Annotated in this window: 17 protein-coding genes; 9 read left to right on the top strand and 8 right to left on the bottom strand. The window is 66.0% G+C overall.

The window, feature by feature from the left end:
• Window positions 1-24 precede the first annotated feature (24 nt).
• Window positions 25-567: a cytochrome b gene (locus BRAD285_RS11180; protein WP_006609994.1), complete on the top strand. Its 543-nt coding sequence runs from the start codon at window positions 25-27 to the stop codon at window positions 565-567.
• A gap of 231 nt (window positions 568-798) precedes the next feature.
• Here BRAD285_RS11180 and ftsH read toward each other — a convergent pair whose 3' ends face one another.
• Both ftsH and BRAD285_RS11170 read right to left on the bottom strand, forming a co-directional pair.
• Entirely contained in the window at window positions 799-2646 is a 1848-nt protein-coding gene (ftsH, locus tag BRAD285_RS11175; protein ID WP_006609993.1) for an ATP-dependent zinc metalloprotease FtsH, read from the bottom strand.
• 65 nt (window positions 2647-2711) lie between these two features.
• Window positions 2712-3665 carry a lipid kinase gene (locus tag BRAD285_RS11170; protein ID WP_006609992.1) on the bottom strand — a complete coding sequence of 318 codons (954 nt, stop codon included), beginning with the start codon at window positions 3663-3665 and terminating at the stop codon, window positions 2712-2714.
• Between the two features lie 563 nt (window positions 3666-4228).
• Between BRAD285_RS11170 and BRAD285_RS11165 the strand changes: the two genes are divergently transcribed.
• The 6 genes from BRAD285_RS11165 to BRAD285_RS11140 all read left to right on the top strand — a co-directional run bounded on the left by BRAD285_RS11165 (window position 4229) and on the right by BRAD285_RS11140 (window position 10612).
• Window positions 4229-5206, top strand: a complete 978-nt coding sequence (locus tag BRAD285_RS11165; protein WP_006609991.1) for a TerC family protein — start codon at window positions 4229-4231, stop codon at window positions 5204-5206.
• A gap of 18 nt (window positions 5207-5224) precedes the next feature.
• Entirely contained in the window at window positions 5225-6178 is a 954-nt protein-coding gene (locus tag BRAD285_RS11160; RefSeq protein ID WP_006609990.1) for an exopolysaccharide biosynthesis protein, read from the top strand.
• Window positions 6179-6380: 202 nt separating this feature from the next.
• Complete coding sequence (locus tag BRAD285_RS11155; protein WP_006609989.1) at window positions 6381-8120, top strand: CYTH and CHAD domain-containing protein; 1740 nt, start codon at window positions 6381-6383, stop codon at window positions 8118-8120.
• Window positions 8121-8201: 81 nt separating this feature from the next.
• Complete coding sequence (locus tag BRAD285_RS11150) at window positions 8202-8414, top strand: MJ0042-type zinc finger domain-containing protein (protein ID WP_006609988.1); 213 nt, start codon at window positions 8202-8204, stop codon at window positions 8412-8414.
• A gap of 196 nt (window positions 8415-8610) precedes the next feature.
• Window positions 8611-9783 carry a M20 aminoacylase family protein gene (locus BRAD285_RS11145; protein ID WP_006609987.1) on the top strand — a complete coding sequence of 391 codons (1173 nt, stop codon included), beginning with the start codon at window positions 8611-8613 and terminating at the stop codon, window positions 9781-9783.
• A gap of 97 nt (window positions 9784-9880) precedes the next feature.
• The gene (locus BRAD285_RS11140; protein WP_035644799.1) at window positions 9881-10612 is read left to right on the top strand and encodes a hypothetical protein; all 732 of its coding nucleotides are present in this window, start codon (window positions 9881-9883) and stop codon (window positions 10610-10612) included.
• Window positions 10613-10614: 2 nt separating this feature from the next.
• Here the strand turns inward: BRAD285_RS11140 and BRAD285_RS11135 are convergent, their stop codons facing one another.
• Entirely contained in the window at window positions 10615-11628 is a 1014-nt protein-coding gene (locus BRAD285_RS11135) for an NAD(P)-dependent alcohol dehydrogenase (protein ID WP_006609985.1), read from the bottom strand.
• A 132-nt stretch (window positions 11629-11760) separates the two neighbouring features.
• Window positions 11761-12063: a hypothetical protein gene (locus BRAD285_RS35355; protein WP_139020556.1), complete on the bottom strand. Its 303-nt coding sequence runs from the start codon at window positions 12061-12063 to the stop codon at window positions 11761-11763.
• Between BRAD285_RS35355 and BRAD285_RS11130 the strand changes: the two genes are divergently transcribed.
• Window positions 12062-12328 (top strand): SemiSWEET family sugar transporter, encoded by a 267-nt coding sequence (locus BRAD285_RS11130; protein WP_006609984.1) that lies wholly within the window; start codon window positions 12062-12064, stop codon window positions 12326-12328. The two genes, BRAD285_RS35355 and BRAD285_RS11130, sit on opposite strands and share 2 nt — an antisense overlap.
• A gap of 23 nt (window positions 12329-12351) precedes the next feature.
• Here BRAD285_RS11130 and BRAD285_RS11125 read toward each other — a convergent pair whose 3' ends face one another.
• The 4 genes from BRAD285_RS11125 to rpiA all read right to left on the bottom strand — a co-directional run bounded on the left by BRAD285_RS11125 (window position 12352) and on the right by rpiA (window position 16393).
• Window positions 12352-13299, bottom strand: a complete 948-nt coding sequence (locus tag BRAD285_RS11125) for an HWE histidine kinase domain-containing protein (protein WP_006609983.1) — start codon at window positions 13297-13299, stop codon at window positions 12352-12354.
• 408 nt (window positions 13300-13707) lie between these two features.
• The gene (gor, locus tag BRAD285_RS11120; RefSeq protein ID WP_006609982.1) at window positions 13708-15093 is read right to left on the bottom strand and encodes a glutathione-disulfide reductase; all 1386 of its coding nucleotides are present in this window, start codon (window positions 15091-15093) and stop codon (window positions 13708-13710) included.
• A gap of 31 nt (window positions 15094-15124) precedes the next feature.
• Window positions 15125-15652, bottom strand: a complete 528-nt coding sequence (locus tag BRAD285_RS11115; RefSeq protein ID WP_006609981.1) for a DUF2059 domain-containing protein — start codon at window positions 15650-15652, stop codon at window positions 15125-15127.
• Window positions 15653-15700: 48 nt separating this feature from the next.
• Complete coding sequence (gene rpiA, locus BRAD285_RS11110; RefSeq protein WP_006609980.1) at window positions 15701-16393, bottom strand: ribose-5-phosphate isomerase RpiA; 693 nt, start codon at window positions 16391-16393, stop codon at window positions 15701-15703.
• A 168-nt stretch (window positions 16394-16561) separates the two neighbouring features.
• Between rpiA and BRAD285_RS11105 the strand changes: the two genes are divergently transcribed.
• The gene (locus BRAD285_RS11105) at window positions 16562-17248 is read left to right on the top strand and encodes an HAD-IA family hydrolase (protein WP_006609979.1); all 687 of its coding nucleotides are present in this window, start codon (window positions 16562-16564) and stop codon (window positions 17246-17248) included.
• Window positions 17249-17261: the final 13 nt, after the last annotated feature.

Here is a 17261-nt window from a genome sequence, read left to right as displayed (position 1 = left end):
CCTCCGCACGTGCGAGACCCTGATATGACCGAGACGACGACCGCCTACGATCCCTGGCTGCGATGGATTCATTGGGCCACCGCCGTGCTGTTCATTGCGGCGATGCTGATCGGGCTCTATTGCGGCCTGCAGCCGGCAGGAACATCACCCAGGCGCGAGCTGCTGGAAGTTCACAAATCGCTCGGGATCACGCTGTTTCTGCTGGCGCTGCTCCGTGTGATCGTGCGAGCACGAACCATGGCGCCGCCCGCGCCTGCAACGTTCAGCGCAGCCGTCCGCGCGCTGTCTCAGCTCAATCATTGGGCGCTCTACGCCCTGCTGCTGGTCATGCCGGTCACCGGCTACATGTTCTCCTCAGCCGGCGGCTACTCGCTGCGCTACTTCGGGACCTTCAGCTGGCCGCGTTTGTTCGCCGGCGACAAGGCGGTCGCCCATGCCGGCGAGATCGCACATGATACGCTGGCTTATGTGGTCTATCTCGTCGTCGGCCTGCACATCGCGGCGACGCTCTGGCACGAATTCGTCAAGAAGGACGAGACCCTCGCCCGGATGTGGCCAAGGCGTTGATCGCGTAGCCCGGATGAGCGAAAGCGACATCCGGGCGACGTGCTACACGCGCTGTGATCTTGTTTGACAGCCGTAGGGTGGGCAAAGCAGCCGCCGTCAGGCGGCGGCGTGCCCACCGCGCATCCGCGTCGCTGGTGGCAACGGTGGGCACGGCGCGGGATGGATCGGCGCAACAAGGGCGCAGATGGGCGCGCCTTTGCCCACCCTACGCCGCCACTACGCAGTCATGAGCTACATCGGCTGCGCCGCTGCGACGAGATCACCCGCGCGCTGGTCCTGCTTGAGGATCGCCGCGAGCTCGCTCTCGTCCAGGGTCTCCTTCACCAGCAGCCTGCGCGCGGCGCGCTCCAGCACGTCGCGCTTGTCCTGCAGCAGCTTGCGGGTGCGGTCGAGGGCTGAAGTGACAATGGCACGAACCTCCGCGTCGATCGCATCACCTGCCGCCTCGCCGTAGTCGGCGCTGCGCGCGGCGCCCGGAGCCAGGAACGACTGGTTGTCGCGCTCATAGGCGACCGAGCCCAATTGCTCCGACATGCCGTAGCGCGTCACCATCGAGCGCGCGATGTCGGTGACGCGACGGAGATCGTCGGCCGCTCCGGTCGACAGATGGCCGTAGACCACGAGCTCCGCGGCGCGGCCGCCGAGCAGCACCGCCATCTTGTTCTCGAGCTCCTCGCGGGTCATCAGGAAGCGGTCCTCGGTCGGGCGCTGGATGGTGTAGCCGAGTGCGCCGACGCCGCGCGGAATGATCGAGACCTTGTGCACGGGATCGGTGCCCGGCAGGCTCATCGCGACGATCGCATGGCCCATCTCGTGATAGGCGACGATCTCGCGCTCTTTCGGATTGAGCAGCCGGTTGCGCTTCTCCAGGCCGGCGACGATGCGCTCGATCGCATTGTTGAAATCATCGAGCGAGACCTCGTCGGCGCCGCGTCGCGTCGCGAGCAGGGTCGCCTCGTTGACGAGGTTGGCGAGATCGGCGCCGGTGAAGCCGGGCGTCAGCGCCGCCACCTTCTCCGGGTCGACGTCGGCCGCGAGCTTGGACTTCTTGAGATGCACCCGCAGGATCTGGATGCGGCCCGGCTTGTCCGGACGATCGACCAGCACCTGGCGGTCGAAGCGGCCGGCGCGCAGCAGCGCGGGATCGAGGATCTCCGGCCGGTTGGTCGCCGCCAGCAGCACGAGGCCGGTCGAGGAATCGAAACCGTCGAGCTCGACCAAGAGCTGGTTGAGCGTCTGCTCCTTCTCATCATGGCCGCCGGCGAACGGGCCCATGCCGCGGGCGCGTCCGAGCGCATCGAGCTCGTCGATGAAAATGATAGCCGGCGCCTTGGCGCGCGCCTGCTCGAACAGGTCGCGCACACGCGCCGCGCCGACGCCGACGAACATCTCGACGAACTCCGAGCCGGAGATCGAGAAGAACGGCACGCCCGCCTCGCCCGCGACCGCCTTGGCAAGCAGCGTCTTGCCGGTGCCGGGCGGGCCGACCAGCAGCACGCCCTTCGGCATGCGGCCGCCGAGCCGGCCATAGGATTTCGGATCTCTGAGGAAGGCGACGATCTCGCGCAGTTCGTCCTTGGCCTCGTCGACGCCGGCGACATCGTCGAAGCGCACGCCGGTATTGGCCTCGACATAGACCTTGGCCTTGCTCTTGCCGATCTGCATCAGGCCGCCGCCGAGCCCGCCGGCACCACCCATCATCCGCCGCGACAGCCAGAACCAGACGCCGAAGAACAGCGCGATCGGCATCACCAGCGAGAGGATGTCGCCGAGGATGTTGCTCTCGATGCGGCCGGTGAAGGTCACGTTGGCCTTGGCGAGCTCTTTTGCGAATTCCTGGTCGACGCGCGTCGTGGCAAAGCGCGTCTGACCGCCCGGCAGCGGCTCCTTCAGCGTGCCTTCGAGGTAGTTCTCGGAGACGCCGACTTCCTTGACCTTGCCGGCGTTCAGCAGGTCCTGAAACTGGCTGTAGGGGATGACGGCGACCTGACGATAGCTCGTCCACGCATTGTGGATCATCATCGCGACGAAGATCGCGACAACAGCGTACCAGAGATTGAAGCGGGTCTGCTTGGTCATGAGTTTCTCATTCGGGTGATCGGTCGAAAACGTGGTGCCGGGCGCTGCGGATCAAGCGACGGGCGTCAGGCCCTCGCCTGCCCCGCCGCCTCCGGCACGAACACGGTGACCGCGCGCGGCAGCACGGAAAACCGGGCCGGGGTGAAGGTGACGAGCTCACCATCCGCATTGATCGGGCGCGGCTTGCGGGTGCGGATCTCGAACGAGGTGTCGCGCGACGCGCGCACCTCCTGCCATAGCCCGTGCCGGCCCCGGCGAAAGTCATAGGCCATCGCCAGCAGCTTCCAGACGCGGCCGACCTCGAGCGAATAGAGATCGAGATGGGAATCGTCGATCTCCGCGCGGTGGTCGACGGCCATGCCGCCGCCGTAATAGCGGCCATTGCCGACGGCGATCTGCAGGGTCTTCACGCGCACCGCGCCGTCGGACGACACGATGACAGCGCGGAACGGCCGCGCATTGGTGAGCACCTTCAGCGCGGTGATCGCGTAGCCCAGTCGCCCGAACCTGCGCTTGGTCTCCTTGGTGAGCTGCCGCGCCAGTTCGGCGCTCAGGCCGAGGCTGGCGACGTTGAAGAATGGATGTCCGTTGACCTCGCCCAGATCGATCTGCCGGCGATGGCCGGCTGCAATCACGTCGGCCGCAGCCTCCATGTCCGGCGGCAGGCCGAGCGTGCGGGCGAGATCGTTGGCGGTGCCCGCCGGAATGATGCCGAGCGGCAGCCCTGTCTTGACCAGCGCGGGCGCGGCCGCGTTCAGGCTGCCGTCTCCCCCGGCGACGATGACGGCCTCCGCATCGTCAGCATGGGCTTCGATCCATGGTGATACCTCGCGCGGGCTGTGCGGCGCCGAGATCACGAGATCATAGCCGGCCGCGCCCAGCCGCGACACGGCGACGCCGGCGGCCTCGCCGCCGGAGCGGCTGCCGCGGTTGATGATCACCAGGAGCCGGCGCGTTGCGACATTCGGTCGCGACGGCGGCGCCTTCGCGATCGACATCTGGTCAGCCCCCGTGGTCACGATCGTCTCCCGTCCACAAAATGCCAAGGCGCGTCGCCGCGCAGGTTCCATACAGAATGATCAGCCGCCATTCCGGTTCCATCACGATCGCACTCGTTGAGCGCAGGGTTCATGGCCGAGCGAGCGATTTTGCGCCGGTCGGACTCGTGGTGTGTGGGGCAAGGGCCGCAAAGGTTGATAGTCACAAGCGACGCGTGTGGCCGCATCTCGTCAAACTCCAAGCAACGCGCGGCGCGCGCAATACCGCCAGCGGTATTTGTTACAATAGAGAGTCCGACATCATAGTCTGGCGACTATCAGAGGGGCCCGGATCTCCGGCCCTCTGGAATTAGTTCGCAGGCCTGCGCCTGCAAGCCGGCAGACACTCTGTCGCACCTCCGCCTGCACTGCTGCGTCGTTCATGTTGCTGAACGCCGATGCAGACGACCGGCTCTTGAAAACCGGCCCGAAGGCACATACGTCATCGGGCATACCCCTGGTCCGGGCCCCTCTGGTGAAGCTGCCGGTGCTCACGATGTCGGACCTGACGACATCAATTTCACCGGCCTGATAAGAGGACCCAAGTGGATTTCCTGTTCATCGCGTTTGCCGGCAAGCCTGTCTGGATGTGGCTCGCCTTCCTCGCAATCGTGCTCGCCCTTCTCGTTTTCGATCTCGGCATCGTTCATCGCAAGACGCGGGAGATCTCGGTGCGCGAGAGCCTCGTCATGAGCGCCGTCTACATCATGCTCGCGCTGGTGTTCGGCGCCTGGGTGTGGTGGCAGCTCGGCTCCGAGGCCGGCACCGCCTATCTCACCGCATTCACGATCGAGAAGGCCCTGGCGATGGACAACGTCTTCGTCATCGCCATGATCTTCAGCTATTTCGCGATCCCGCGCGCCTATCAGCACCGCGTGCTGTTCTGGGGCATCGTCGGCGTCATCGTGCTGCGCGCCATCATGATCGGCTTGGGCGCTGCGATCGTCGCGCAGGCCAGCTGGGTGCTCTACGTGTTCGCGCTGTTCCTGGTCGCGACCGGCATCAAGATGCTGGTGTTCAAGGACAAGCCGCACGACGTCGGCGCCAACCCGGCGCTGAACTGGATGCGCCGCCGCTTCGACGTCACCGACCGCCTGCACGACGAGCGCTTCTTCGTGCGTCAGCCCAACGCCAGTGGCAAGATGACCTGGTTCATGACGCCGCTGTTCCTGGCGCTGATCCTGATCGAGTTCGCCGATGTCATCTTCGCCGTCGACTCGGTGCCCGCGATCTTCGCGATCTCGACCGATCCGTTCGTGGTCTACACCTCGAACATCTTCGCGATCCTCGGCCTGCGTGCGCTGTACTTCGCGCTGGCCGCCATGGTCGACCGCTTCCAGTACCTCAAGCTGGCGCTGGCCGCGGTGCTGATCTTCATCGGCTCGAAGATCTTCCTGGCCGACCTGCTCGGGCTGGAGAAATTCCCGCCGGCGCTGTCGCTCGGCATCACCTTCGGCCTGCTCGGCGCGGGTATCGCCTACTCGCTGTGGAAGACCCGTCCCGCGGTCGAGCAGGTGAAGTGAGCAACAAGAGGTCACGGCGTGTCCATGAACGATGCCGCATCCGACGATGAGGTCGCGTCCCTGCCGCGCCGTCACAACGGCCCGATCAGCCGGCGGCTGCTTGCGATCGCGCGCACCGTGCGGTCGGAGGAGCCGTCGGTTGGCGAGCTGTTCGACCGGCTGGAGTCCGAAGGACTCGGCCTGACACTGCTGCTGCTGACGATCCCGGCGCTGATTCCGCTGCCGGGGCCGTTCGGCATGGTATTCGGCACCTTCGTCGCGTTGGTCGCGCTGCAGATCCTGTTCGGCGCCGAGCGGCTGTGGCTGCCGCAAACGCTGCGACAGCGTCCGGTGCCGCAGCGGCTGCTGCGCAAGATCATCCGCGCCGGCCTCGACTGGGCCGGCTATGCCGAGCGCGGCCTGCGCGAGGACCGGCTGGTCTGGCTGACCGGCCGCACCGCGCGGATGGTCCTGGCCCTGCCGCTGCTGCTGATGGCGGTCACGATCATTCTTCCGATTCCGATGGGCAATGTCATGCCGGCGCTGGCGCTGATCGCCGCTTCGATCGGCTTCATGGCCGGCGACGGACTGGCGGTGCTGCTGTCGATGCTGATTGCTGCGGCCGCCGTGGTCTGGACTGCCGTGCTGCTCTACACCGGCGCGGCCGCGGCGGACTATGCCGCCACGCTGCTGGCGCGTCTGGCCGTCGAGTTGCGGACGATGCTGGCGAGCGTCGGCGTCGATCTCGACTTCGCAGCCGGTGTGTCGACCGTGTTTGCGCTCGCAGCCGGCCTCACTGCTCTCGCCTTCTGGATTCAGACGATCCGCCACGGGCGCGGCCGGCGCGCGTCTGTCGATTTCGCACTGGACCCGCGCGAGCGCTCACGCGCGATCGCCCGCCGTAGCCGCGGCCCGGTCGCGGCGGCGAGCCTCGCGACCGCAGCCGCGGCGATCCTCATCGCAACGCGGCTGATGTTGACCGGATGGATCTGAGGTTCCGGGGAGCGGACATGGTTTGGTGAGCGCCGTCGGTCGCGGCGCTCAGCGCTTGTCATGGAACTCGCAATAAAACATGCGAGTAAAGAGATGCTTGCGCGCCTGACGGGGCGGAGACCTGCAAGAATTGCCACTGTTCCGCGTGGCGTGCTGCGGCTATATCAGAATGACGGTCATCAAACGGTTACAGAATCGACAAATGCCCGATTCCAACGCAACCGCGTCGATGCACGGCAGTGACCGTGCACTCGGTGCGCCGGACGCCGGCGAATCCGCGAGCAGCCACCAGAGCCATGCCGTCGACGCGGCGTCGCAGCCCGGTGAGCAGACCGTCCCGAAGCCTGCTGATGGAGCTGCAGACAGCGAGGCCGCCGCGCCGTCCCTTCCCGATCCGGAGGCCGGCACCGGCCATGAGATCGAGCTCAAGCTGCTCGTCGATCCCACGCAGCTCGCCAGCTTCAATACCGCGGCGATCGTCGCCGCGCATGCGCGCAACAAGGGCACGCGCAAGCATCTCAAATCCGTCTACTACGATACACCCAAGCACGCGCTGTGGAAGAACGGCTTCACCTTGCGGGTCCGCCAGACCGGCGCGCGCTTCGTCCAGACCGTGAAGGCGCAACACAGCGACGACCCGCTCAAGCGCGGCGAATGGGAGGCCAGCATCGCCTCGCTCGAGCCGGACGTGTCTCTCGCCGCAGCGCTGTTGCCCGAAGAACTGCGTGACACCCTCACGAATGCACCGCTGCAGCCGGTGTTCACCTCCGACGTGCATCGTCACGCGCGACTGCTCGATGTCCCCGGCGCCGTCATCGAGATCGCCTTCGACAGCGGCGTCATCAAGGCCGGCGAACACAGCGAGATCGTGAGCGAGATCGAGCTGGAACTGAAGAGCGGCAATCCCGCGGCGATCTACGAAATCGCGCTCCGGCTGACCGAGCACGGCGATGTCAGGCCATCGATCCGCAGCAAGTCGGCACGCGGCTTCGATCTCGCCGCCGGCCGTGCTCCGGGTGCAGATAAGCCGCGTCGCCCCGGCTTCGATCCGGCGGTGTCGCTGGACGAAGCCTTCGCCATCGTCCTGCGCGGCAGCCTGCATCATTTGTTGCAGGCCCTGCCCGCCGCCGAGGACGGCCGCGATCCCGAAGGCGTGCATCAATTACGCGTCGCGCTGCGCCGCCTGCGCGCCGCGCTCCACATCATGCGCCCGCTCGGCACCTCGGCTGTGCTCGATGGCCTCGAGGCGGATGCGCGCTGGCTGGCGCAGAACCTCTCGGCCGCGCGCGACCTCGACGTCTTTCTCACTAAGACGCTGCCTGAGATCGCCGACGCTTGCAGTGGCGTCGCCGGCTTTAATACGTTGCGGGATCTCGCGGAGCGGCAACGCGACCTCGCCTATCGCAAGCTGCGCATTGCGCTCGCCGACCGCCGCTGCACCTCGTTCGTACTCGGACTGGGCGCGTGGATCGCGACCCGCGGCTGGCGCAACGACGTCTCGCCGGATGAGCTCGGACGCCTCGCCGGCCCGGCGGTCGATTTCGCCGGCCACGTCCTGTCGGAGCGGCATCAGAAAGTGCTCAAGCGCGGCCGTCGTTTCAAGAAGTTACCGGCCGAGCGCCGCCACAGGCTGCGGCTCGCGCTGAAGAAGCTGCGCTACAGCATCGATTTCCTGCTGCCGCTCTATGGCCCGAGCAAGCCGACGAAGAGATATGCGAGGTCGCTCGCCGACCTGCAGGAGCAGCTCGGTCACTACAACGACATGGCCGTCACGGCCGGCGTTATCGACACGCTCGGCACGACCTCGACGGACGCGGCGATCGCCGCCGCCGCGATCACCGGCTGGCATGCGCATGCGATGGCCGGCGTCGAAGATCCGCTGCGCGACGCGTGGCGTGGATTCACGAAAACGCCGACACCCTGGCAACCCGAGGAGGTGTGACGCGTTGTTCGATGCGGTCGTCGATGTGTCGCATTGATCTGGTTCAAAACGCGCCTTCGCGATGTGTGTCAGAGTGAAGCCATGAAGATATCCAGCCTGACGTGCCCCCATTGTCACGCCGCCTATGAGATCGCGGAATCGACCTCCGCCGTGGGCGCCCCCGGTCGGGTCGATTGCGGCATCTGCGGGACGCCGCTGGCCGCATGGAGTGAGCCGAAGCTGCGGGCCTTCCGTCTGGTGGTGCCGCCCGAGCACAAATACCCCCGCGTGCCGGCGCCCGCCCCGCTCGTCTGACTCTCCCGTTCCGAAATCCGGAACGTTCCGCAGACTCCACGACGAATGACCGCGCATCGTGCATGGCGCCATCGCGGGCCGCAACTTGCCTCGCTTTTTTGACCGGGTCATAGTCCGTCATCGCGCGGTGCTGGCGGCCGATCTGCCGCATCCACTGCAGCGTCCCCGATCCACCTCAGCGAGTCATCCCCTCCTCATGCCCATCATCAACAGCATCGCCGCCTTGTCCGACGAAATGGCGGCCTGGCGCCACGACTTCCATGAAAATCCCGAGCTGCTTTACGAAGTGCATCGCACCGCCGGCATCGTCGCCGACAAGCTGCGCGCCTTCGGCTGCGACGAGGTCGTCACCGGGATCGGCCGCACCGGCGTGGTCGGCGTGATCCGTGGCCGCAAATCAGCCTCCGGCAAGACCATCGGCCTGCGCGCAGACATGGACGCGCTGCCGATCGAGGAAACCTCGGGCGTCCCCTACGCGTCGAAGACGCCCGGCCTGATGCATGCCTGCGGCCATGACGGCCACACCGCCATGCTGCTCGGCGCAGCGAAGCATCTCGCGGAGACGCGCAATTTCGATGGCACCGCGATCGTGATCTTCCAGCCCGCGGAAGAAGGCGGCGCTGGCGGCAAGGCGATGGTCGACGACGGCCTGATGACGCGCTGGGGCATCCAGGAGGTCTACGGCATGCACAACATGCCGGGCGTGCCGGAGGGCCATTTCGAGATCTCGCCCGGCGCGATGCTGGCCTCGGCGGATGCGATCCACATCAAGGTCACCGGCAAGGGTGGCCATGGCGGCGCCGGCCCGCACCGGGCCATCGACAGCATCCTGATCGCCTCGCAGATCGTCAACGCGCTGCAGTCGATCGTCGCGCGCAACGTCGATCCGCTGAAGTCGGCGGTGATCTCGATCTGCTCGATCCATGGCGGCACCACCTTCAACGTGATCCCCGAGACCGTCGAGATGCTCGGCACGGTCCGCACGCTCGATCCGGAGATCCGCGACCTCGTCGAGAAGCGCATCGTGGAGGTCGCCGAGGCCACCGCACGCGCCTATGGCGGCACGGCGGAGGCGATCTATGAGCGCAAATATCCGGTCACGATGAACCATCCGGCCCAGGCGGCGTTCGCCGCCGACGTCGCCCGCGACGTCGCAGGCAGCGAGCGCGTCAACGACCGCGCGATCCCGCTGATGGGCGGCGAGGACTTCGCGTTCATGCTGGAAGCGCGCCCCGGCGCGTTCGTGTTCATCGGCATGGGTCCCGGCAACGAGTGCCATCACCCAGCCTACCGCTTCAACGACAACATCCTCAGCGCCGGCGCCTCCTATTGGGTGAAGCTCGTCGAAAAGAGCATGCCGGCGAACTGATCGGCTGATGAAAATGTCGGGTGGCACGCGGCAGCCGAAAGGCGGCCGCGTCCCCACCATCAACGGCGTCTGCCGGATGCCAGGTTGGATTGCTCCTATGAAGCCGGTCCGGTTCGCGCTTCCGCTCGGGCTCCTGCTCACAGCCGGGAGCCTCACCGCCTCGGCAAACATCCCCTATGCGATGTCCGAGCACCCGTCGCAGGATGGCCGCTGCGAGGGCGATACCGGCAAGGCCGATCTCGATCGCGACGAGCAGGCATGCCTCGATCAGCTCAAGGACGTCGTCAAGCGCAACGGAAAGGCGCTGGAGATCACGTTCAAGGACGGCTTCACCCGAAGTTACGTGACGCGGCTGCCGGACGATCTGCCAGGCCATGAGGACGATTCGGTCGAGTACAAGCTCGTCGGCTATTTCCCGGAACACGAGCTCCTGCTGATCGAAATCGGCTATTGGGAGGGGGTGCAATGGATGCTGCTGCGGCTCAATCGCGGCATCGAGACCAAGATCCACTCGCCGCCGCATTATTCACCGAGCCATCGCTGGCTGTTTTCCGTCTGCTCCAGCGACGGCCCGTCCGGCTGCGGCAACGGCATGGACATCGTCGCCGCACCGTTCGACCTCAAGCAGGGCGGCTGGTCCTATCTCACGCCTGACGACGACTACACCTTCTACGAGTTCGACGGCTGGGACGGCGACGACCGCGTCAAGCTCGTCGCAACCTTCAAGGTCGGCGGGGACATGAAGCCGTTCCCCGCGGCGGTCGAACGCATCAACGGTCGCTGGCAACTCAAGTTGCCGAAGCAGCATCGCGTCCAGCCGCGCCGCTAGCCTCAGCCCAGCGCGATCGCCACCTTGCCGAAATGCGCGCCGCTCGACATGTAGTGGAACGCCTCGCGCGCCTCGGTGAAGGGGAAGACGCGATCGACCACCGGCTTCACCTGATGCAACGCGAGCGCGTTCGTCAGAGCCTGGAGATCGTCCACCGAGCCGACGGTGACGCCCTGCAGACGCTGTTGCTGCATCACCATCAAGGGCAACCGCAGCTCGGACGCCGGCGCGCCGGCGAGCACGCCGATGAAGGCGATGGTGCCGCCGATCCTCGTCGCGCGGATCGACTCGTTCAGCGTACCAACGCCGCCGACCTCGACCACGAGATCGACGCCGTGCCTGGTGATCTCGCGCGCCTGCTTACCCCAGTCAGGCGTCGTCTTGTAGTTCAGCGTCACGTCGGCGCCGAGTTCCTTCAGCCGCGCGATCTTCGCTTCGCTCGACGACGTCGCGATCACGCGGGCGCCGGCCATCTTCGCGATCTGCAGCGCGAAGATCGAGACGCCGCCGGTGCCCTGCGTCAGCACCGTCTGCCCCGGCCGAATGCCGCCGAGCTTGACGACAGCGCTCCAGGCGGTGACGCCGGCACATGGCAGGGCCGCCGCTTCGATGTCGCTGAGATAGGTTGGCGTCCTGACCAGCGCCTGCGCGGGGAAGACCCGATACTCCGTCAGCGTACCGTCCACGGCGCCGCCGAGCGCCGCGCGCATCTTGGCTTCGCTCGGCTCGCCGCCGGTCCAGCCCTCGAAGAAGCTGCCGATGACGCGGTCGCCCGGCGCGAACGAAGCCACACCGTCGCCGACCGCCGCGACGACGCCGGCTCCGTCCGACAACGGCACCAGCGGAAACTTCTGCTTGGAGCCGTATCCACCTCTGACGGTGAGAAGATCGCGATAGTTGATGCTCGCCGCATTGATCCGCACCAGCACCTCGCCGCGCGCCGGCTGCGGCACCGGCTTGTCGACCAGCGCCAGCGCATCGATCCCGCCCGGCCCCTGCAGCTCATAGCATCGCATCGGAATGTCTCCTGCCCCCAAGCCCGCGCCCTTGCTTCGCGCAATGCCAACCGATCGTGGAGGGTTTCGCAGCGATGATCAAGCCGCGCCTCGTTCCGCATGGCGGACAAAGGCGGGGACGCGGCAGCGCCCCTAGCGGGCAGGCAAGTCTGGACTCGGCAGTCCGACGTCGTCGATCAGGGGCATCACGACATGATCGAGGACGTACTCCGTTCCTACCAAAGTGATGACGATCGAAATCATCAGCAGGGCAGCCATCAGCATCATGTCGCGTCGGTCCATTGATGACATACGTCGCGGCGAACCACACGTTTCATGCTGCCTGCGACGCGCCGTTGTCTCGCCTATGGAACCGACAGCATCCTGAGGAACGGCGCAGCTCAATACACGTTCAAACCGCTGAGTGGATGCCGAGAGGACGACCGCGTCGCGCATGGAACAGCTTGGCTATGGCATCGGCCTGATTGCCGCGGCGCTGACATCGCTGTCCTACATTCCGCAGGTTCGAAAGGCCTATCCGAAAGGCGCGACCGGCGATCTCTCCGTCAAGACGCTGGTTGCGCTCGGCGGGGGCCTCGCGCTCTGGGTCGCCTATGGGCTGATACGGCGCGACATCGTCGTGATCGTCGCCAATCTGCTCGGGCTTAGTCTCGTGATCGCGCTGCTCACATTCAAGATCCGCGACATCAGGCAGAGCTGATCGGCTCGTCCGCGGATTACGCCTTACACGTCCGTCTCGAACCTGATCCGGCAGAGCAAGCCGCTGTCGCGATACTCCTGCTCGATGCTGCCACCGATCGCGGCCAGACTCGCCCTGATCATGCGGGTGCCGAACCCCTCCCCGACCGGCTGGGCGACGGCGTGGCCCGACAGCTCGCGCCAGGTCACGAGGCTGCGGCCGCCGTCCTGCGCGAGCTGCACCTCGAGCCGTCCACCATCACCGCGCAACGCGCCATATTTGACCGCGTTGGTCGCGAGCTCATGAAACACCAGCGCGAGATTCCGCACGGCCTCCGGACCCAGCGGGATGTCCGTCCCTTCCACCGTGACCGCGCCGGATGCGCGATAGGGCTGTAGCTCGGCCTCGAGCAGCATGCGCAATGTCATCACGCGCTGGTTGGACCAGGCGAGCGTGTTGGCGCGTGCGACGGCGTCGAGCCTGAGCGCGATCGCCTCGCCTTTCTGGTGATCCTCGCCCGACAGGCTCGATCGCACGATCGATTGAAACACCGCGAGCTGATTGTTGACGCGGTGTCTGAGCTCGCCCAGCAACAGCTCGCGCGCATGCTCGTTGCGCTTGAGCTCGACCAGCGCCGCGCGGCAGAGATTGGCAAGCCAGATCACGAGCGCGGACGCCGCGAGGAACGCGACGAGGTTGACAACCTCCTCATGACCCGGTCGATCGGTGAAGCCGATCAGCACGACGGCGGCCGACAGCCAGGCGGCAAAAACGGCCGCCGGCAGCCCGCCGAGCAAGGTTGCGAACAACACGGCCGGAAAGAATGGAGCATAGGCCAGGGTCGACCCCGCGATGTCCAAGCCGACGCGGGAGGCGGCGGACACAGCGACGGCAAGAATCGTCAGCAGAAACGTGGTTGGCGACCACGGTCTGCGTCGAACAATCCAGTTTGAAAAACTCTGACCCGCGCGCACGATTGACCCCGAAATCAACCTCTATCGCCGGGTGCCCACGGGAACAAGCCGAAGGAACTGCCGCACGGCTGCGAAATTTTTGGAACTTTTTCTCAGTAGTTGCGTTTAGCCGCGCCGTTGCACGCCACGGAACTGGCGCTGCCGCCAGAGGGAAAGCGGTTCCGCGTCCTCATATGCATGCAGTCGGCACGGCCGGGCTGCTAAACCCGCAAAGAACTCATCGCGACCGCTTGAAAGTTCGGGGATCGAAGCGCCCTGCGCGAACGGTGCCTTGGATAGCTTCTTGCTTGTCGCGCGCCTGCTTCTGAGCGAGGCGGAGCCGCCCGCCACCGAGTCGATCGAGCAAGACCCGCACACGAGAGCAACAGAGACGAACCTCTGATCGCGGCGGACCTCTGTTCCTAATCAGATGATAGTCCGAGTGTCCTACTCGGCCGCCTGTCGGACATGCCGCTCGGTCACCGTGCGCATCGTGACGAGTTCCTCGGCAGCGGAGGGATGCAGGGCGACGGTGGCGTCGAAATCGGCCTTGGTCGCCTTCATCTTGATGGCGATGGCGACGGCTTGCGTGATCTCGGCGGCCATGTCGCCGACGATGTGGCAGCCGAGCACGCGGTCAGTTGCGCCGTCGACGACGAGCTTCATCAGCACGCGCGTATCGCGGCCGGACATCGTCGCCTTGATCGGGCGAAAGCTCGTCTTGTAGATATCGACGCGATCGTAGAGCTCGCGCGCCTGGGTCTCGGTCAGACCGACGGTGCCGACCTCAGGCTGGCTGAAAACAGCCGTTGGAATGTCCGCGTGATCGACGCGAACGGTCTTGCCGCCGAACACCGTATCGGCGAAGGCATGACCCTCGCGGATCGCCACCGGCGTCAGGTTGAAGCGATGGGTGACGTCGCCGATCGCATAGATGCTCGGCACCGAGCTCTGCGAGAACGCGTCGACCGCGATGCCGCCATTGCGGGGATTGATCGCAACGCCGGCCTTCTCGAGGCCGAGATTGGCCACCGCCGGATGGCGGCCGATCGCAAACATCACCTTGTCGGAGGCGATGCTGGAGCCGTTCGACAGATGCGTGGTGTAGTCCTTGCCGTGCTGATCGACGCTCTTGACCGTGCAGCCGGTCAGGATGGTGATGCCTTCCTTCTCCATCTCCGAGCGGACATGCTTGCGGACATCCTCGTCGAAGCCGCGCAGGATGTTGTCGCCGCGATAGACGACGGTGACGTCGGAGCCGAAATTGGCGAAGATGCAGGCGAATTCGAGCGCGATGTAGCCGCCGCCCTGGATCACGATCCGCCGCGGCAGCTCCTCCAAATGAAACGCCTCGTTGGAGGAGATGACGTGCTCGATGCCGGGGATCGGCGTGCCGTGATTGGGCGCGCCGCCGGTCGCGATCAGGATGTATTTCGCGGTGACCGTCTCGCCGGTGCCGAGACGCACCGTGTGCGCATCCTCGATCGTCGCTCGGGTCTTGACGACCTTGGCGCCGGACTTCTCGACATTGGCGGTGTAGGCCGCCTCGAGCCGCGCGATCTCCTTGTCCTTGTTGGCGATCAGCGTCTTCCAGTCGAACGTCGCTGATGGGATGGTCCAGCCGAAGCCGGCGGCGTCGGCGATCTCCTGGCGGACATGCGAGCCGATCACGAACAGCTTCTTGGGCACGCAGCCGCGGATCACGCAGGTGCCGCCCATGCGGTATTCCTCGGCGATCATCACGCGGGCACCATAGCCGGCCGCGATGCGGGCGGCGCGCACGCCCCCCGAGCCACCACCGATCACGAACAGGTCGACGTCGAATTCAGCCATCTCTCCCCCGACCTGTCCCTTGCAACCAGCCTCAGATCGGCTTGTTGCGCTTGCGCATCTCGGCGCGGAACTGCGCGGTCACCGTATCGGAGAACTCCGCAGCCCACTGGTTCATCGACTGCATGCTCATCTGGATCGCCTTGGGCTCGGCCGCAAGCAGCTTCTGGCCGATCGGCGACTTGTAGAAGGTGACGAGGTTGGCGATCTCGGCATCGGTGAACTCGTTGCAGTAGATCTGCGCCATCTTCTCGCCGATCTCCTTCTCCTTGCCGGCATAGGTCTGCGCGACCATCACCGCGACCTCGTCGAGGTCCTTCTGGTAGTTGAGATTGGACTGCAGCAACGCCTGCTTGGTCTGCTGCACGATGCCCGGAACGGCATTGGCATACATCGCAGCCGCATTCTTCATCGCCAGAATCTCGCGCGCGCCGGCCATGCAGGCGGCCGAGGCCGGCTTCAACGCCGGTGCCTGGGCCTGCGCCTGCGCGGCAGCCGGGCTGGCCGAGGCCAGGGCCAGCACGACGCCGGCAGCCGGCAGGATTCTGAACACGCTCTTCATTCCAAGTCTCCTGTGAGATTGCCGCCCAAAGCGCAGGTCGTGCTGCGCTCAAGGCCGCTGGATAACGCGAATTCCCTGTGCGCCTGCCAGGATCGCCGTGCTGCCGAGGCCGATGAACAGCCCGTGCTCCACCACGCCCGGAATTGCGCTCAAAAGGCCCGCCAGACGCGGGGGATCCTCGATCTCCCCCAGGCGAACGTCGACAATCCAGTGGCCGCCATCGGTGACGAAAACGTGGCCATCTGCGGACTTGCGCAAGCTCATTGGCCCGGACACGCCGGCCTTGGCGAAGGCCTCGCTGATCTCGCGCTGCGTTGCGGCGAGGCCGAACGGGATCACCTCGATCGGCAGCGGGAAACGGCCGAGCCGGGGCACCCATTTGCTCTCGTCAGCGATCACGATCATGCGACCGGAGGCGCTGGCGACGATCTTCTCGCGCAACAGCGCGCCGCCGCCGCCCTTGATCAGGTCGAGCGCCGGATTGATCTCGTCGGCGCCGTCGATGGTGATGTCGAGCCGGTCGATCTCGTCGAGCGTGGTCAGCGGCACGCCACAGGCCTCGGCCTGCGCCCGCGTGGCCTCCGAGGTCGGCACGCCCACCACTTTGAGGCCGGCACGGACCTTCTCGCCGAGCAGGTCGACGAAATGCTTGGCGGTCGAGCCGGTGCCGAGGCCGAGCCGCATGCCGCTCTCGACCTCCTCCAGCGCACGCGCCGCCGCCTGCCGTTTCAATGCGTCCATATCGACCAAAACACCCGCCCCTCGGATGGGCCCCCCAGGCGGGGGCCGAAAACCGGCGCATATCTAGCGATGTTTTGCCGCGGGGCCTAGCTCTCGGCGGTCACGAAATCGGACAAAAAGCTGGTTCGAGCCCTTGCAAGGGCGCGGGACGACCGGTAGCGGATACCGATGCGCATCGCGAGCACCATCGTCTTCGATCTCGACGGCACCCTGGTCGACACGGCGCCGGACCTCATCAACGCGTTGAATCATATCCTGCAGCGCGAAGGGCTGCGGCCGCTTCCGCTGGCCTCCGCCCGCAAGATGATCGGGCATGGCGCACGCAAGCTGCTCGAGCGCGGCCTCGAAGCCGAGGGCCGCTTCGCCAGCACAGAGGACATGAACCGCCTCACGGCCGATTTCATCGCATTCTACGCCGAGAACATCGCGATCGAATCGCGTCCGTTCGAGGGGCTGGAAGCGGCGCTCGACGAGCTCGCCGGCCGCGGTTGCCAGTTCGCGGTCTGCACCAACAAGCTGGAGTGGCTGTCCAAGCGGTTACTCGACCAGCTTGGCCTCACCTCCCGCTTCGCCGCGATCTGCGGCGCAGACACCTTCGGCGTCGCCAAGCCGGATCCTACGATCTTGCGCCAGACCATCGCGCAAGCCGGCGGCGAGATCGGCGCCGCGATCATGGTCGGCGATGCCGGAACCGATGTCGGCGCTGCGCGCCGGGCCGGCGTCCCGGTGATCGGCTGCACCTTCGGCTATACGGACGTGCCGATCGCGGAGCTCAACCCGGACCACCTGATCGATCACATGCGCGAGTTGCCGGCTGCGGTCGCGGCTCTCGGACCATCGCTCAAGATCGGCTGAGCGGAGCGCAGCC

This window comes from Bradyrhizobium sp. ORS 285 (assembly GCF_900176205.1).
Lineage (GTDB): Bacteria > Pseudomonadota > Alphaproteobacteria > Rhizobiales > Xanthobacteraceae > Bradyrhizobium.
This window is presented reverse-complemented; position numbering and strand designations above follow the sequence as displayed.

What these genes read in the sequence shown, in the direction of transcription:
- BRAD285_RS11180 (WP_006609994.1), top strand. Translation starts at nt 25, where the DNA reads ATGACCGAGACGACGACCGCCTACGATCCCTGGCTGCGATGGATTCAT.
- ftsH (WP_006609993.1), bottom strand. Translation starts at nt 2,646, where the DNA reads ATGACCAAGCAGACCCGCTTCAATCTCTGGTACGCTGTTGTCGCGATC.
- BRAD285_RS11155 (WP_006609989.1), top strand. Translation starts at nt 6,381, where the DNA reads ATGCCCGATTCCAACGCAACCGCGTCGATGCACGGCAGTGACCGTGCA.
- BRAD285_RS11150 (WP_006609988.1), top strand. Translation starts at nt 8,202, where the DNA reads ATGAAGATATCCAGCCTGACGTGCCCCCATTGTCACGCCGCCTATGAG.
- BRAD285_RS11145 (WP_006609987.1), top strand. Translation starts at nt 8,611, where the DNA reads ATGCCCATCATCAACAGCATCGCCGCCTTGTCCGACGAAATGGCGGCC.
- BRAD285_RS11140 (WP_035644799.1), top strand. Translation starts at nt 9,881, where the DNA reads ATGAAGCCGGTCCGGTTCGCGCTTCCGCTCGGGCTCCTGCTCACAGCC.
- BRAD285_RS11135 (WP_006609985.1), bottom strand. Translation starts at nt 11,628, where the DNA reads ATGCGATGCTATGAGCTGCAGGGGCCGGGCGGGATCGATGCGCTGGCG.
- BRAD285_RS11130 (WP_006609984.1), top strand. Translation starts at nt 12,062, where the DNA reads ATGGAACAGCTTGGCTATGGCATCGGCCTGATTGCCGCGGCGCTGACA.
- BRAD285_RS35355 (WP_139020556.1), bottom strand. Translation starts at nt 12,063, where the DNA reads ATGCGCGACGCGGTCGTCCTCTCGGCATCCACTCAGCGGTTTGAACGT.
- gor (WP_006609982.1), bottom strand. Translation starts at nt 15,093, where the DNA reads ATGGCTGAATTCGACGTCGACCTGTTCGTGATCGGTGGTGGCTCGGGG.
- BRAD285_RS11115 (WP_006609981.1), bottom strand. Translation starts at nt 15,652, where the DNA reads ATGAAGAGCGTGTTCAGAATCCTGCCGGCTGCCGGCGTCGTGCTGGCC.
- rpiA (WP_006609980.1), bottom strand. Translation starts at nt 16,393, where the DNA reads ATGGACGCATTGAAACGGCAGGCGGCGGCGCGTGCGCTGGAGGAGGTC.
- BRAD285_RS11105 (WP_006609979.1), top strand. Translation starts at nt 16,562, where the DNA reads ATGCGCATCGCGAGCACCATCGTCTTCGATCTCGACGGCACCCTGGTC.